The sequence below is a fragment of the Tepidibacter thalassicus DSM 15285 genome, from assembly GCF_900129915.1.
Lineage (GTDB): Bacteria > Bacillota > Clostridia > Peptostreptococcales > Peptostreptococcaceae > Tepidibacter > Tepidibacter thalassicus.
On sequence record NZ_FQXH01000025.1, the window covers coordinates 11,956 to 27,740 of the forward strand.

At 28.9% G+C, this 15,785-nt stretch carries 16 protein-coding genes; 14 read left to right on the forward strand and 2 right to left on the reverse strand.

Going from position 1 to position 15,785, the window contains the following annotated elements:
- Nucleotides 1-135: 135 nt before the first annotated feature.
- Nucleotides 136-729 carry a C1 domain-containing protein gene (locus BUA19_RS09475; RefSeq protein WP_072725945.1) on the reverse strand — a complete coding sequence of 198 codons (594 nt, stop codon included), beginning with the start codon at nucleotides 727-729 and terminating at the stop codon, nucleotides 136-138.
- A 376-nt stretch (nucleotides 730-1,105) separates the two neighbouring features.
- Nucleotides 1,106-1,387 (reverse strand): hypothetical protein, encoded by a 282-nt coding sequence (locus BUA19_RS09480; RefSeq protein WP_072725947.1) that lies wholly within the window; start codon nucleotides 1,385-1,387, stop codon nucleotides 1,106-1,108.
- 141 nt (nucleotides 1,388-1,528) lie between these two features.
- Here BUA19_RS09480 and BUA19_RS09485 point away from each other — a divergent pair, with 141 nt between their 5' ends.
- From BUA19_RS09485 to BUA19_RS09545, 14 genes are all read left to right on the forward strand, one after another.
- Complete coding sequence (locus BUA19_RS09485; protein ID WP_072725949.1) at nucleotides 1,529-2,968, forward strand: IS4 family transposase; 1,440 nt, start codon at nucleotides 1,529-1,531, stop codon at nucleotides 2,966-2,968.
- A gap of 197 nt (nucleotides 2,969-3,165) precedes the next feature.
- Nucleotides 3,166-3,588 (forward strand): hypothetical protein, encoded by a 423-nt coding sequence (locus tag BUA19_RS09490; protein WP_072725950.1) that lies wholly within the window; start codon nucleotides 3,166-3,168, stop codon nucleotides 3,586-3,588.
- A 15-nt stretch (nucleotides 3,589-3,603) separates the two neighbouring features.
- Nucleotides 3,604-4,293: a response regulator transcription factor gene (locus BUA19_RS09495; protein WP_072725952.1), complete on the forward strand. Its 690-nt coding sequence runs from the start codon at nucleotides 3,604-3,606 to the stop codon at nucleotides 4,291-4,293.
- A 1-nt stretch (nucleotide 4,294) separates the two neighbouring features.
- Nucleotides 4,295-5,107, forward strand: coding sequence for a HAMP domain-containing protein (locus BUA19_RS11455; protein WP_084602032.1), 813 nt, complete (start codon nucleotides 4,295-4,297; stop codon nucleotides 5,105-5,107).
- Nucleotides 5,108-5,344: 237 nt separating this feature from the next.
- Nucleotides 5,345-5,668, forward strand: a complete 324-nt coding sequence (locus tag BUA19_RS11805) for a sensor histidine kinase (RefSeq protein ID WP_278280464.1) — start codon at nucleotides 5,345-5,347, stop codon at nucleotides 5,666-5,668.
- Between the two features lie 20 nt (nucleotides 5,669-5,688).
- Complete coding sequence (gene truA, locus BUA19_RS09505; protein WP_072725954.1) at nucleotides 5,689-6,426, forward strand: tRNA pseudouridine(38-40) synthase TruA; 738 nt, start codon at nucleotides 5,689-5,691, stop codon at nucleotides 6,424-6,426.
- Between the two features lie 702 nt (nucleotides 6,427-7,128).
- Entirely contained in the window at nucleotides 7,129-7,890 is a 762-nt protein-coding gene (locus BUA19_RS09510) for a hypothetical protein (RefSeq protein WP_072725956.1), read from the forward strand.
- A 17-nt stretch (nucleotides 7,891-7,907) separates the two neighbouring features.
- On the forward strand, nucleotides 7,908-8,900 hold the full coding sequence (locus BUA19_RS09515; protein WP_072725958.1) for a radical SAM/SPASM domain-containing protein: 993 nt from the start codon (nucleotides 7,908-7,910) through the stop codon (nucleotides 8,898-8,900).
- Nucleotides 8,901-8,916: 16 nt separating this feature from the next.
- Nucleotides 8,917-9,141 (forward strand): hypothetical protein, encoded by a 225-nt coding sequence (locus tag BUA19_RS09520; RefSeq protein WP_072725959.1) that lies wholly within the window; start codon nucleotides 8,917-8,919, stop codon nucleotides 9,139-9,141.
- Between the two features lie 7 nt (nucleotides 9,142-9,148).
- Nucleotides 9,149-10,129, forward strand: coding sequence for a radical SAM/SPASM domain-containing protein (locus BUA19_RS09525; protein ID WP_242939277.1), 981 nt, complete (start codon nucleotides 9,149-9,151; stop codon nucleotides 10,127-10,129).
- Nucleotides 10,123-11,169 carry a radical SAM/SPASM domain-containing protein gene (locus BUA19_RS09530; protein WP_242939278.1) on the forward strand — a complete coding sequence of 349 codons (1,047 nt, stop codon included), beginning with the start codon at nucleotides 10,123-10,125 and terminating at the stop codon, nucleotides 11,167-11,169. The genes BUA19_RS09525 and BUA19_RS09530 overlap by 7 nt, the downstream gene beginning before the upstream one ends.
- Before the next feature lie 14 nt (nucleotides 11,170-11,183).
- Nucleotides 11,184-12,365 carry an MFS transporter gene (locus BUA19_RS09535; RefSeq protein WP_072725965.1) on the forward strand — a complete coding sequence of 394 codons (1,182 nt, stop codon included), beginning with the start codon at nucleotides 11,184-11,186 and terminating at the stop codon, nucleotides 12,363-12,365.
- 12 nt (nucleotides 12,366-12,377) lie between these two features.
- Entirely contained in the window at nucleotides 12,378-14,294 is a 1,917-nt protein-coding gene (gene asnB / locus BUA19_RS09540; RefSeq protein WP_072725967.1) for an asparagine synthase (glutamine-hydrolyzing), read from the forward strand.
- On the forward strand, nucleotides 14,287-14,802 hold the full coding sequence (locus BUA19_RS09545) for a GNAT family N-acetyltransferase (RefSeq protein WP_072725969.1): 516 nt from the start codon (nucleotides 14,287-14,289) through the stop codon (nucleotides 14,800-14,802). The genes asnB and BUA19_RS09545 overlap by 8 nt, the downstream gene beginning before the upstream one ends.
- Nucleotides 14,803-15,785 lie beyond the last annotated feature (983 nt).

Genomic DNA, 15,785 nt, shown 5'->3' on the forward strand with positions numbered 1-15,785 from the left:
TTCTTATCTTTATTTTAAAGTGTTCGGCTTTTCGTGTCTACAATGTTATACTAACATCAATTTCGTCATTTATAAGGGTTATAAATGTACTTCCCATATAAGACGGGATACTTTGCAAAGATTGTGGGAATAATTCTAATTAATCTTTTCATATCTTTGCCATCTATGAGGCAACAAATCAAACAAAGGATAAGTTATTATTATTATTAATGTTTGCAATTTAATTTGTAGCATAAAGTTATTTAAAATAATGATATGATTAAATACAATTATAGTTGCAATAAAAATAATACCAAAATATATTCCTCTATATACATTGTGTTTAGGCTCATAAATGGCATTACAGTGTGAACATTTCAAATATCCATTAATAAGAACCTTTAATCTATTGTAAAATGAAAATTTCTTATTGCACTGAGTACAATTTTTTATAAATACACCCCTTTTTATTTTAGGTTTTAAAAATGTTGGTTCTAGCAATAATTTACTTACTATTATACAAGTGCATATAGTTATAACTAATGGTACTGTTTTAGGTAAATTTCCAGGTAAACTTGTAAATACAGGTTCTATTAATAAAATCACTCCAAGTAACACCATAACAATCCCTACATAAGTAAGTAATCCATATCCTTTGATGTATTTTCCATTCTTATAGTTTTTTACAAAAAGATATAATCCTGAAACAAATATTAAAGTTCCAACAAAAAACATAATCCATAATAACATAGCAAAATACCTTCCTCTATAAAATTATATACTCTTTTTTTCTAAACCTCATATAAATTCCTCTTTTCAATGAATACGATTTGCTTTTTATTATTATACCATTTTTACCACCTTATAGGATCTGCTAAAAAGAATTGATTGTAAATTCTTCTTTAACGGCAATAACAGATATTACTGTAATAAGTTTATTAATAGTCATGTTTTTAATTTAAATAACTTGAAAGGAGAAAATTATAAAAAAACAATAGCCCAAGCTATACTTGAAAGCAGTTGGAGAAAGTCTACTTTTTTTTATTAAAGCTAATAATTTATTTTATAGATTCTATCTAGGACCATAATATCCTCTTAAAATGAAGTTGGATAACAACAAGCTAATTTATATGAATTTTATCCACATTATAGTAATTAATATCCAGAAACTACCTAAAATTCTGTATATCCAAATTTTAAATTTTGATAATTCTTCAATCTTATTTTTACGCATTAAATTAATTGCAAATCTTGGATTAATATTCTTCATTCTAAAATCTACTCTTACTGCTGTCTTTGGCTTTTCTCCTGTTATATGGGCTATGTATAAATCTCCTTCGGGTTTTACTGCTAGGTCTTTTCCTTCTTTGAATTTTACTAATATCGGTGCATAGTATCTTGTTCCCATTACATTTTCAGGTAATAATCTGTTATCTCATAATGGGGTATGGCCACATAGCCATCAAGCTAAGAAAAAAGTATCCCCTATTCGTCAAAAAAATAGTAAAATGATGCTACTTACAAATTATCTAGAGAGGAGTAGCATCTTATGATAAAAGAAAATTTACTGGAAAAAAACATGAAACACATAGTTCAAGAAATATTGAAAGTCATTTCAAAAGAAGAAATAGAGCAAATTGCAAGAGACGTAGGTTTTATCAAAAGAGAAGGAAAAATCAAAGCTTGGCAATTCCTTTATTTATGTGCATTTTCTAAACTTGATATATCAAAAAATACACTTGTAACAATGAGTGCTAATTTAAGTTCAACATTAGACTTAGAAGTATCATCTCAAGCAATAGATCAGCGTTTGAATGACACTGCTGTTGAGTTTTTAAAAGAAGTATTTACAAGGCTTATGCAAAACAATATTCTATCTAATCAAGGGGTAGCATCTTTATGGGATGAACATTTTAAAAGAATTAGAATAGCTGATTCTACAGCTTTTCAAGTTCCTGAAATATATAAAAATGAATATCCTGGTTCAGGAGGAAATGCACAAATATCGGGAGTTAAAATACAACTTGAATACGAATTAAAAACAGGGAATTTTATGCATATAGATATAGGTCCAGGAAAAGGGAATGATAATACCTTTGGAAGCCAAATAAAAGATACATTTAGACCAGGGGATCTTTCTTTAAGAGACTTAGGATACTTTAGTTTCAAGGGCTTTGAGGATTTAGAGAAAAAGAAAGCTTTCTATGTTTCAAGACTTAAACCTAATATAGCAGTTTATGTTAAAAATGAGAATGTAGAGTATTATAAAAATGGAAAACCCAGAAAATCTACTCTCTATAAAAGAATTAATCTAGCAGATATAGCAAATCAAATGAGCGAAGGTGAAATTTTAGAAATAAATGATGCCTTTGTGGGAAGAGTTGAGAAAAGAAAAGAGCGAATTATTATTTATAAACTTACTAAAAAGCAATTTGTTGAAAGAAAAGAAAAAGTAGAAAAAAACGCTAAAAAGAAAGGTATAACAAAGAGTAAAAATACAATTGAATTAATGAGAATAACTGTGTACATATCGAATATAAAAAGTGATGTGCTACCAAATAATCAGATACATGAAATTTATTCCTTAAGATGGCAGGTGGAAATAATATTTAAAATATGGAAATCTATCTTTTGTATATCTGCTGTGAAACCTGTAAAAATCCAAAGGTTCAAATGTCAACTTTATGGGAAGCTTATTTTATTAGTTTTAAGTTCTATAATTATGTTTAAAATGAGATCTCTTCTTTTAGAAAAATATCATTTAGAAGCTAGTGAAATTAAAAGTGCAGCTATTATAAGTCAATATATTCAGAAAATCTATCTTTCTTTTATGAAAGATCATTTAACTTCTTTTGAATTATTAATATCAGTTTTTAAAAGTATACATAAAAATGGGCGAAAATCACACCGTAAAGGTAAAAAAACCTTTTTTGATATCCTTGGAGTCTGCTATAACAACCAAGAAAAAAAGTGTAATATCGCCGCATAAACCAATTTAATTATAATATAAATTAAGCCTCATGTCTTCAAAAAAATTATGTTTTTCATGAGTTTTTTTGATATGCAAAAATCCAAACATAATTTGTAAATAAATTTAAATATTGAGATATATTTACAGGAGTGAAATTGATTTATTATAAATTATATTAAACATCACTTATTGAAAATCCTTAGCTTGATGGCTATGTGGCCGTACCCCTACCATGGCTTAATACTTGGTATAAATGGGATGAAAAAGAAGGCTTACGTTTTGTTGTTGAAAACTATTATGATTATGATGAAGGTTATAGATTTGATTTGCCACAAAACTGGAAAGATAAGTTTACCCTAAAAGAATATAATATTAATAATCAAAAAAGAGTAGTTTTTTATAGCTTAGAAAAAAGTAAAAATATAAAAAATGAACTATTAACTATAGAGTATTTTGAGAAAAATAACTGGAAAAAAGAAGAGAAAAAACTAAATGAAAAAAATAAAAAGTTTATATATTTAGGTGAAAATAAAAAGACAGTTTTTGTTGCATTCTTAAATAATAAATATCTAGATAGAAATAAAGATTTTTATGTAGATAGAGAAAATATACACAAAAATTTTAAATTGTTATATTAAACTTGAGGTGATTACATGAGTTTTAAGGTATTAGTTTTAGAGGATGAAATTGGAATAAGAAGCTTTGTTAGTATTAATCTAAAAAGAGAAGGGTATGAGGTTATTGAAGCACCTACGGGAGAAGAAGCTATAGAAAAAGTTAAAACAAACAAAATAGATATTGCTTTATTAGATGTTATGCTTCCTGGTATAAGTGGAATCCAGGTATGTAAATTTATAAGAGAAAATTATGATAACATTGGAATTATAATGCTAACAGCTAAAGGACAAGAAAATGATAAGATAATTGGTTTAAATTCTGGTGCTGATGATTATATAGTTAAGCCTTTTAGTCCAAAAGAACTATTAGCAAGAATTAACGCTCTTTTAAGAAGAGTAAAAAAGGACAATTCTCAAGATCAATTAATAATATGTAATCCTTTTACTTTAGACTTAAGTCAGAGAAAATTATTTAAAGAAGATAGAGAAATAGAAATAACACCAACTGAATTCTCTATAATAAGATATTTAATTAAAAATGAGGGAAAATCTATAAGCAGGGATGAACTTTTAGATGCAATATGGGGGAAAAATTATATTGGAGATTTAAAAATTGTAGATGTTAATATTAGGAGAATTAGAAGTAAGATAGAAGAAAATCCATCAAAACCCAAATACATTCAAACAGTATGGGGATATGGCTATTGTCTAAGAAAGGAAGATTAATTTGAATGGCATAAAAAAGAAAATACTTTTAAATTCGTGTATAATAATTTTTATGACTGTTTTCGTTCTAGAAGCTTTTTTTATTTTCTACGTAAGAAATTATTACTATAATTCAGTTGAATATTATCTATTAAATAAAGCTAATTTATCTTCTGATTTTTATAATAAATATATGGCCTATGCTCCATTTGAAAATAAAATAAGACATATTTATAAGAATCTTATTTTAAAAGATGAAAAAACAAAGATACAAGTTATTGATAATAATAAAAGGGTATTAGTTGATTCATATGGTTTCTATACAAAAGAAAAAATAGACACTTTAGATGTTAAGGAAGCCCTTAAAGGAAATTTATATGTATTTAAAGGGACACAAGGAGAACAAGGTGAAAGTATAATGGCTGTTTCTATACCTCTTAAATTTAATGAAAAAACAGAAGGAATATTAAGGTATAGTGTATCTACTGAAAAGATAAAGAAATCACTTATTAGTATAGAAATAATTGTTTTTATTGCTGGATTATCAGTTCTTACTTTTGTTCTAATTTTTAGTTTAGTTCTTGGTAAAAGTATAGTTGATCCCATAACTGAACTTAAAAATGCTGCAACAGAATTGGCCAGTGGTAACTACAAAGCAAGACCAAAAAAACTATCAAATGATGAAATTGGTGAACTTGCCAAAACATTTAGCTATATGGCTGAAGAAATTGAAAAAAGTGAACAAATAAAAAATGAATTTATATCATCTATATCTCACGAATTGAGAACTCCTCTCACATCTATAAAAGGTTGGAGTGAAACACTTTCTTACTGAGGTGATGAAGAAGAAATTAAAATTGGGCTTAAAATAATACAAGACGAAACAGATAGACTTATCAAATTAGTAGAAGAGTTACTTGATTTTTCGAAAATACAAGGCGGAAACATTCATATCAATATTGAAAATGTTAATATAAAAAGTCTTTTAGAAAACATAGTAAATCAATTTAAATTAAGAGCTAATGAAAAAAATATAAATCTTTCATTAAAAATTATAAATGATATAAAAGAAATCAAAGGAGACAGTAATCGATTGAAACAAGTTTTCATAAACTTAATTGAAAATTCTTTGAAATTTACAAAAACAAATGGATACATACATGTTAAAGTTTTTCAAAGTGAAAATCATGTATTTATAGAAGTTGAAGATAATGGAGAAGGAATAGAAAAGCAAAATATTAAAAAAGTTATGAAAAAGTTCTATCAAGAAGACCCTAATAAATCAGGAAGCGGATTAGGACTTTCCATATCTTACGAAATAATAAAACTTCATGGAGGAGATATGAATATAGAAAGCGAAAAAGGAAAAGGAACTAAAGTTAAAATAAAACTTTAAACAGAAAGGATGTAATAAAAATGAGAAATATTAAGTTGACTATTCAATATGATGGGTCAAGGTATAGTGGATGGCAAAGGCTTGGACATACTGATATGACAATACAATCTAAAATAGAGAATGTACTTTCAAAAATGACAAGTGAAAAAATAGAGATAATAGGCTCTGGAAGAACAGATGTAGGAGTTCATGCTTTAGGACAAGTAGCAAATTTTAAAACTAACTCAAAAATGACTACTTCAGAAATGATAGAATATTTATACAAATATCTTCCACAAGATATAGTAGTTACAAATATTGAAGAAGTTGAAGAAAGGTTTCATTCAAGATATAATGCTTCTTCAAAAAAGTATATATATAAAATATATAATGATATATATCTCAATCCTTTTCTTAGAAAATATACAACACATATATCTGAAAAGTTAGATATAGACGCTATGAAAAAAGCTTCTTTATTTATTATTGGAGAACATGATTTTACAAGTTTTAGATCCTCAAAATCTAAAAAGAAATCCAATATAAGGACTATCTATTCAATAGATATAATAGAAAAAGGTAATTTGATAGAAATAATAGTTCATGGAAATGGATTTTTGTATAATATGGTAAGAATTATAGTTGGAACTCTTTTAGAGGTAGGACTTGGAAATATGGAACCAGAAAATGTTAATTATATTTTATTGAGTAAAGATAGAAAATTGGCAGGTCCAATAGCTCCAGCTAAAGGATTATATTTGCTAGAAGTAGAGTATTAAAATTATGTATTGTTTAAGAAATACATAATTAGATTTTATAAAGATTGATGGCTATGTGCCAGTACACCCCTTATAGACGGAATTGAAAAATATAAATGGGATTTAAATGTCATCGGAATTAGAGGAGATGAAAGTATTTCAAGACAAAAAAGGGGTAAACGTGATGGTTTACTATATTTTACTAAAATTTGGTCGTTATTTAGATGTAATCCTATACTTTTCTAGCAGATGACATGGTATGGAATGCAGTCAAAAGAGATAATGTTACTTATTTTAAAACTGTATTTTGAATTTTAAAAATATATTAAATTGTATGAAAAATGCTTTACAAATGTTTTTTTCTATTGTATGCTATAATAGAGTTATTTGGACATAAATTCCAAATAACAAATTATTTCGGTGTGATTCTCAACTAATACTATTAAATAGGAAACTTAAGTAGGATTGTTTAATTCAGCTTAAGTTTTTTAAAATAATAAAATTTCTGTTTTTACACTTATTTAAAATAGAATAAAGTTCTGTTTAGTATGGAAATTGATTACGTATTTTGATTTTAAGAATAGCATATAACTCTGATATTTAGCTCACTTATAGTGAGTTACTTTTATATTAATAACAATAATCTTAAATAAGTGCTTGTCTAATCAAATATTTTATAAAATAAGCACCGGATTATATAAATTTTGGTTGGGAGGTTATGGTATGAGGATATTTCTGGAATTATCAGAAAAGCGTATGAACATTGGTGGATTGCAGTTAGCTGTTCTAAAGTTTAATGATGTGGAGGAAATAAAAAGAGTTCATGTTAGAGTAAGACTCTATGATCCTAATGGAAAAAGATATCAACTTTTTAATGAATCGACAGTTGTTTTTCCCGATTTGAAATCTAATATTTTACTACCTTTTGAAGTTAAGGGAAATAATGCTGGGTTTTATAGATATGATGTGAAAATATGGGATGATGGTATGCTTCGTTTAACTGAAACGGTTGAAAATGATCATTTTTATGTAGACGATGTTAAAGTAGTGGATCTACAAATAAAAGAATTCGAATATCAGATCACGTTAAAAAACCTATCGTTATCTGACACTTATTTAAGTATTTATAAAAATAAGAAAGAATATAGAACAGTCAAGATAGAAAAACAAGAAAAAAAAGTTATGACTTTGCCTATTGAAACATTATATATAAGATATGCAAATGAGGTTATTGACATCAAAAAACTTGCAGAAGGTGGAAATACATATCTAAGACATCACAACTTATTCTGGAGATGTGAGTCTGAAAATGAGGTTTTTGTTTATGATCCCAAGGCTGAAGGGAAGAGAAGACTTAAATTAAAGGGATATGCAAAGTATCTTTGGGACATTTCAGATGGTGTTATTTCTCATGTATTTGAGCCAGAAGAAATGAATGTAATGGAAAAGATAATGGAATATGGCATTATTAAAAAGCTAGACTGATTTTTAGGAGGTAAAGTATGGAATTTATGAAATTTCCGTTGATGGTTGGTTGGGCTATTACAAATAAATGTAATCTGAATTGCTTATATTGTTCACAAGATAGTGGTGAGATGCTAGATGAGGAATTATCATTTGAAGAAGCTAAAATGGTTATTGATCAGCTTGCTGAGAATAAGATTTCAGTTATTGGATTTACAGGTGGCGAGCCGCTTTTAAAGAAAGAGTTGCCTGATATAGTAAGGTATGCGAATAGCAAGAATATACGCTGTCAGGTGACGACAAATGGGCTTTTAATTGCAAATGGTTATCCAGTAGAGTATTTAAGTCGATTCATTAAGGTAAGAATTAGCTTAGACAGTAACAATAGAGAAACACATGACTATCTTCGTAATCAAGAAGGTTGCTATGATAAGGTTATTAAAGCGGTTGACAGGTTAAAAAGAATAGGAATGCAGGTAGAAATTGTAACGACCATTTCAACACGAAATATTGATGAATTAGATTCTATTATTGAGTTTGTAAAAGACTTAAACATTGACCAATGGTCAGTTTCAACATTCTGTCCTATTGGACGAGGTAGTGAAATATCGAGCTGGATGATAAGTGCAGAGCAGTATAGGTACATGTCTCAGAGACTATGGGAAATAAAAGATAGTGTTAATTTCCTTGTTAAGACAGATATACCACAATTGGTACTGTTGGATGAGAATAGACTTAAGTCTGAAAATTATATCTATTGCGCTGCAGCAACAGAGCTTTTAGTAATATTTCCAAACGGAGACTTGGCTCCTTGCTTTTCAATGCCATTATCAGCTGGAAATGTAAGAACAGATAAGATTTATGATGTATGGAATAACAGTAAGTTATTTAATGATTTGCGTAATAAAGAACTTTTAACCGGTAAGTGTGGTGATTGCGAATATATAAATGCTTGTGGTGGATGTAGAGCAATGGCATATGCGAAATATGGAGATTTCTTAACAACAGATCCAATATGCTGGAAAGAATGATGGAGGTAATGATAAAATGAAATACATGAAATTTAATGAAAGATTATTTTTATGGCGTGAGGATATTGAAGATAGTGTGCTACTCTACAGAATAGGTGGAGAAAAAATCTTCACTCTTAAAGGAGGTATTCGAAATATATTTCTTGAATTAATCTCGCAGAAATGCAATCTTGAAGATGGAAAAGTGAAAGAATTTTTTATTGAGAATAGAATTTTTGAGGAGTGTGTTTATAATGCATGATGTAAATATGATCTCGTTTGATATAACAACAAAATGTAATTTGAATTGTAATCATTGCCGAACAGAAATTTTAGAAAATGAATTGACTACAAATGAAATCTTTAAGGTGATTGATAACATTGCTCAATTGAATCCTAGATTCATCGCACTGACAGGTGGAGAGCCTTTTATAAGAAAAGATTTGGATAAAATAATTGAGAGAATCAAAAGTTATGATATCGCTGTTCAAATTAATACCAACTCTCTTCTTATTGAGGAAGATTATCTAGTTGAACTTACAGAGAAATATGGTATTGATTATATACAAGTTAGCTTAGATGGACTCGAATCATCTCATATGGAATATAGAGGTAAGGATGTGTTCACGAGAACAATTGAACAAATGAAGATGATCACAAAACATACAAAACTTATTATTAATACAACAGTATCAAAGTTAAACATTAATAAACTTCATGATATAGCAAAATACTTGTTTGAAGAAGAAAAAATTGATTGCTATACTTGGGGTTTAAAAAGACTTATCCCAACAAATGATTTTGGGAAAAAGTATTTTCTCCAAAAGGATGATCTATATAGACTTTGTGAAATTTGGAATGAACTGCGCAAAGAATATAAAGATAGAGTTATGATTAAAACAGATACACCACAAAAAAATTGTTTAAGCAGAGAGCAAGTTAAGTTAGCAATGGATAAATACCAGATGAAAGTTGCTGGATGTGCTGCGTGTAACTCGTCTATAACTATTAGGGCCAATGGGGATATATCGCCTTGTACAATTATTCCATTAAAGTTAGGAAATTTACTAGAAATGGATATTCATGAAATTATGAATACGACAATGATGCAAAATTTAATACATAGAAAGAATTTTGAAGGTAAATGCGGTAGTTGTGAAAATCTAAATTTATGTGGAGGTTGTAGAGCAATTGCGTACGCACTTACAGGTAATGTTCTTGGAGAGGATGGTGCTTGCTTCTTATGCTAGATATAAAAACATATAAATCACCATTTTGTGTTGTTTGGGAAATAACTGACAGTTGTAATTTAAAATGCAGCCATTGTAGAACTTCGGCAGTAGACCCAAACAGTCATATTGGTAACCCAGAAAATGAGGATAAGATTATAGATATTCTCATTAAGAATGATATCCTTGTAGTTAATATTTCAGGAGGTGAACCTCTACTAAATCCTAGATGTACTGAAATTGTAAAAAAATTAACACAGAAAGGGATTTATGTTGGATTGTCAACCAATGGTATACTTTTTCCAAAATATGCTCAACAGCTTAAGGATGCTAATTTAGGATATGTTCAAATATCTCTTGATGGTCCTGAAGAGGTTCATAATAAATTTAGAAATAGTACGAATGCCTACCAAAAAGCGATAGATGCATTAAAAATAGCTAAAAAAATGGGATTTAGAGTACAATTGAATTGTGTTGCCAATGTTTATAACATTGATTATTTACAGCATGTATATGATTTTGCCAATACTGAAGATATTGAAATGCATGTGAGGAGATTCGTACCAAGTGGTTATGGTAAGGATAATATTGATTTAATACCGGATTATAATGATCATTTTAGAATGCTAAAAGTTCTCAATAATATGCAGAAAGATTCAAAAGTGAGAGTATCTATTGAGGCCCCTCTCATTCATTTTCTTGAAGATAGCAATGTGAGTAACTTAATTGGATGTGGTGCTGGAATTACACAATTAGGTATTGATAAAGATGGAAATGCATATCCATGCATATTCTTCAGAAAAAATCTTGGAAACATACTTGAATCAGGATTTGAAGATATATGGTTTAATTCAAATGTTTTGAAAAAAATGAGAAATAGAGATTTTGAAAAATGTAAAGACTGTCATGCTAAAGTTACTTGTGGTGGATGTCAAGCCTGTTCAGAATATCCATTTGGAGAAGATCCATTATGTCCGCTGGAAGTAGGAAAAGTATCTGAACAAGATATTGAAAAAATGAAAGTATGCATTTGTGAAAGTAAGGAGAGTGACTTGTCATAAACACTAAAAGAAATATGGCAATATTAACTTTTAGTCAATTGATTAGTAATATGGGATGGTGGCTTACGACTTTAGCGCTAAACAGCTTCGTACTTTATTACAAGGAATTCGACACAATAAGCTATGGATTGATGATGTTTTTTAATGCACTCCCTATTCTTATATTTGGCTATCTAGGTGGAAAAATAAGTGATCGCTTGAACAAAAAGAAAACAATTATGGTAACGGAAATTCTACGAGGAATAATTGTAGCGATGATCCCTTTAAGCAAAAATATATATACAATTTGGATATTGGTTTTTCTAAATACTACTTTGTTTACAGTCTTTAGAGGTGCACTATTTGGAATAACTAAAGAACTGTTTGAAGAAGAGTATGTGATGAAAGCTAATTCAATATTTGTAACATGCAGAAATATAGGTATGATAAGCGGTCCAATGATATTAAGTTTACTTTTGATCAACAAGAATTGGGCACTTCCATTTTATTTAGATACGCTAACGTATATGCTATCAGCACTAGCTTTGTTTTTCATTCAATATGAAAAACATGACTATATTGATAAAATACATAATAGTGAGAAGAGCTTTATTGAAATTGTCACAGTCATTAAAGAAAATAAGAATGTTAATAAAATCTTTTATTACACGATAGCATACTCAATAATTGCTGGATTATACAATACTGGATGGTTTATTTTTGTGAAAGACTCACTCAAAGCACCAGCTGAGTATATTGGAATATTTCAACTGTTCATAGGAAGCGGGAGTATTATAGGAGCGATTATCATTAATAAACTTAATACAAAATTCAATAAGCGTGGAATCAATTATTGTTCGATGATAATTTACATTATTTCAATTTTTATACTTAGTTTTTCTCATTCAATATATATTACACAGATTGTTATTTTTATACTTGGAATAGGTTTTAGTATTTTTACAATATCAATGGGTACAATTATTCAATTAGAAGTTGAACAACAATTTATCGGTAGAGTATCATCAATATTCCATACTATACAGTTAGGAATTCAATTAATCTGGTCTTCAATAATAGGAATATTAGCTATGGCAGTGACTATAGATAATCTTTTTAAATATGTATCAATAATTATATTTTTTGTTGTAATTATATTTAGGAAAATTTTTTCATCCTTTGCAAGAGAATGTGTTAAATGCAATTACAGTGACTAGAGGAGGCTAAATATGTGTGGAATTTGTGGATTTACTAATTTTAACAATGATGATATAGATTCAAATGTCTTGAAAAATATGATTTTGAGTTTGAAATATCGTGGACCAGATGAAAAGGGTGAATATGTTAAAAAGCATATAAAGCTAGGGCATACTCGCCTAAAGATCATTGATCTAGAGCATGGAACCCAACCGAGTTTCAGTAAAAATGGTCAAATTGCAGTCATATTTAACGGAGAGATATATAATCATATTCAGCTCAGAAAAGATCTGGAAGAAAAAGGTCATACATTTAAAACAAGATGTGACACAGAGGTTCTGCCTAAATTGTATGAAGAATATGGTATAAAATTTATTGAGAAACTTCGTGGAGTATTTGCCATAGCTCTATACGATAATAGATCGAGTGATTTATACTTAATTAGAGATCGTATTGGTATAAAACCCTTATATTACTTTATTGATGATAAAGATATAATCTTTGCTTCTGAAATTAAGAGTTTGCTGACTCATCCTAAAATAAGTGCATCTTTTGATATGAGATTTGTCAATTATTATTTGAAAATTGGCCTTGTTCCAACACCTCATACGATTTACAAAGGTATTAAGAAAATAAACCCAGGGACGTATTTGCATGTTAGTCAAAATGGAGTGATGGAACACAGGTATTGGGATTTTCCTATCAATAATAGGAGAAACATAACCAATGAAAATCTTAATGATTATATAGATATGTTTAAAAAAAAATTGAAAGAATGTGTAATGATTAGGATGGAATCCGATATCAAACCCATTGGGACTTATTTGAGTGGAGGGATTGACTCAAGTACAGTAACTTCAATAGCACAAAATTACTCTGATGATACTATTAAAGCCTTTAACTTCACCTTTAGAAATAAGAATAATGTTGAGAGAGATGAGTCGAAATATGCTAAATTTCTTGCAGAACATATTGGTGCTGATTATAATCAGCTATACTACAGTGATAACTCATTTGAATTAATAGAGAAAACTCTATACCATTTAGAAGAACCAACGATTAACATATTTAATGCTCAAACATTTTATCAAATGGCTTCTACAGTTAAAGATCACAATATGAGAGTTGTTTTAATGGGTGAAGGATCTGATGAAATACTTGGTGGATATTATTTTCATATAATGGAAAAAATAAGAACATCAATAAACGAATCTGTAAATAATGAAATAAGTAAAGAGTACCGAAAACTACCAGGTCGTATGAATTTGTCTTATCAAGCTTGTGAAAAGTACTTTCAATTGCATAATGATGTAGCTGATTTTATACAGGATGATATTGGAGTGTATATACCTTATCTAGTTGAACCCTACATTCAAAGGAATTATATCTTGAGCAAAAAACTACCTAATTTATTTAATTACTATTCTGAGATATCAGTGAATGATATTATTGATGAACCTGACACCCATAGTAGATTTGATAAAGAACTATACTATGATGTTAAAACACGACTTATTGACTATATAATTCCAACTCGCGAAAAAATTAATATGGTTTTTGGAATCGAGTGTAGATTTCCATTTCTGGATCATGAATTAATAGAACTAGTCTCATGTATACCAGAAGAAAAATTAATAGAAAATTTCGATAATAAAGCATTCTTAAAAAAGGCTGTTGAAGAGATTGTCCCACCTGTGATTATCAATAGACCGAAGCATGGCTTAGCAATAAAGAGTGAAGTTGATTTAACAAAGCATAAATGTCTTTCTAAAGCTTATATTGAGAAAACTGGCTATTTTGATTATCAGACTTTGACAAACTTGATACAAGAATACAAAAACACGAATAAGCCATACTTAGAGTTCTCTTTGGGAACGTTAGTTGAGAGAATATTGGCAATTCAGTTGCTTCATAAGATTTTTATAGAAGGGAAGTTTCGCTATGAGTAAAATGAAAAAAATTTTAGTTCGTCAAGTAGAGATGAGCGATGCAGAACAACTTCTTAATGTCATTCCTACTATTGACAGAGAAACGGAGTTTATGATTAGGTCTAGAGATGAGTTTTCATTATCTTTAGATCAGGAACAAAAATTTATTGCTTCTAAGATGAATAATCCAAAAGATTTGTTTCTTATAGCGTTGTTTGGAGATAAAATTGTAGGTTCATTAGTATTTAGTGGTAGTACATTGAAGAAATATAGCCACTTTGGTGAATTTGGAATGGGGATCTTGAAAGACTACTGGGGAATGGGTATCGGTACTATGCTTTTAGAGGAGCTTATCGTTTGGGCTAAACAGAATGAAATACATAAAATTAACTTAAAAGTTGTGGAGAGCAACGAACGGGCAATTAGGTTATATGAAAAATTTCAGTTTGTCTATGAAGGTACAATTGAAAATGGAGTTCTGATAAATGACACTTATAGTCGTCTTTTGATTATGGGTAGGACAATTTAAAGATAATAGGCGTTCGATGATTGTATTTGGTTTATGTCAATAGAATGAACACATTTTTTTAAATGCATTAGGAGCGCATAGGCATCCAGCTAAAAATTTAACTAGACTGAACCCGGTTAAGTAGACACAATAAATAGTCTATTTGTGCGGGTTTAGTTTTTCAGATTCTAAAGGAGATAAATAGCCAAGAGAAGAGTTCCTTCTTTTTCTGTTATAGGCCTATACCCAGCATCTGTGTCATAAGGGGCAAAGTAAGCTTATTGATACATAGTCTTTTTAACCTTGGTTTTATAGACGGTAGAAAGTATCAGCATTTTAGACCTAAATAGTTCAAAAGATAGTACTAAAACTCATCCTAAAATCAAAGTCCGTAAATATAAAATGATGAATAAGTTATAGGACTGTGATTGAGTAATGTCAAGAATTTCAAATCTACTTTGCGTCTGGTGACACGGTTGTTGGTATTAGGCCAAATGCTATTTATTACATTCTCAACTTTCGCACTTGTATTTTAAGGTGTTAGCCTGTATTTTCAGTGTTTCTATCATAAAAAACAGAAAAACATTCCTTTATTTGGTATAATTGAATCACAACAAACAACGACCAAGAAAGGAATGTTCTCCATGAATACAATTATATCAAATAATGATAGCGAAAAAAAGTTCAATTCCACTATAAGGGGTAATACCATATAGCCATCAAGCTAAGGATTTTCAATAAGTGATGTTTAATATAATTTATAATAAATCAATTTCACTCCTGTAAATATATCTCAATATTTAAATTTATTTACAAATTATGTTTGGATTTTTGCATATCAAAAAAACTCATGAAAAACATAATTTTTTTGAAGACATGAGGCTTAATTTATATTATAATTAAATTGGTTTATGCGGCGATATTACACTTTTTTTCTTGGTTGTTATAGCAGACTCCAAGGATATCAAAAAAGGTTTTTTTACCTTTACGGTGTGATTTTCGCC

Coding starts and splice junctions, on each gene's coding strand:
- BUA19_RS09475 (WP_072725945.1), bottom strand. CDS start 729: ATGTTATTATGGATTATGTTTTTTGTTGGAACTTTAATATTTGTTTCA.
- BUA19_RS09480 (WP_072725947.1), bottom strand. CDS start 1,387: ATGGGAACAAGATACTATGCACCGATATTAGTAAAATTCAAAGAAGGA.
- BUA19_RS09485 (WP_072725949.1), top strand. CDS start 1,529: ATGATAAAAGAAAATTTACTGGAAAAAAACATGAAACACATAGTTCAA.
- BUA19_RS09495 (WP_072725952.1), top strand. CDS start 3,604: ATGAGTTTTAAGGTATTAGTTTTAGAGGATGAAATTGGAATAAGAAGC.
- truA (WP_072725954.1), top strand. CDS start 5,689: ATGAGAAATATTAAGTTGACTATTCAATATGATGGGTCAAGGTATAGT.
- BUA19_RS09510 (WP_072725956.1), top strand. CDS start 7,129: ATGAGGATATTTCTGGAATTATCAGAAAAGCGTATGAACATTGGTGGA.
- BUA19_RS09515 (WP_072725958.1), top strand. CDS start 7,908: ATGGAATTTATGAAATTTCCGTTGATGGTTGGTTGGGCTATTACAAAT.
- BUA19_RS09520 (WP_072725959.1), top strand. CDS start 8,917: ATGAAATACATGAAATTTAATGAAAGATTATTTTTATGGCGTGAGGAT.
- BUA19_RS09525 (WP_242939277.1), top strand. CDS start 9,149: ATGATCTCGTTTGATATAACAACAAAATGTAATTTGAATTGTAATCAT.
- BUA19_RS09530 (WP_242939278.1), top strand. CDS start 10,123: ATGCTAGATATAAAAACATATAAATCACCATTTTGTGTTGTTTGGGAA.
- BUA19_RS09535 (WP_072725965.1), top strand. CDS start 11,184: ATGGCAATATTAACTTTTAGTCAATTGATTAGTAATATGGGATGGTGG.
- asnB (WP_072725967.1), top strand. CDS start 12,378: ATGTGTGGAATTTGTGGATTTACTAATTTTAACAATGATGATATAGAT.
- BUA19_RS09545 (WP_072725969.1), top strand. CDS start 14,287: ATGAGTAAAATGAAAAAAATTTTAGTTCGTCAAGTAGAGATGAGCGAT.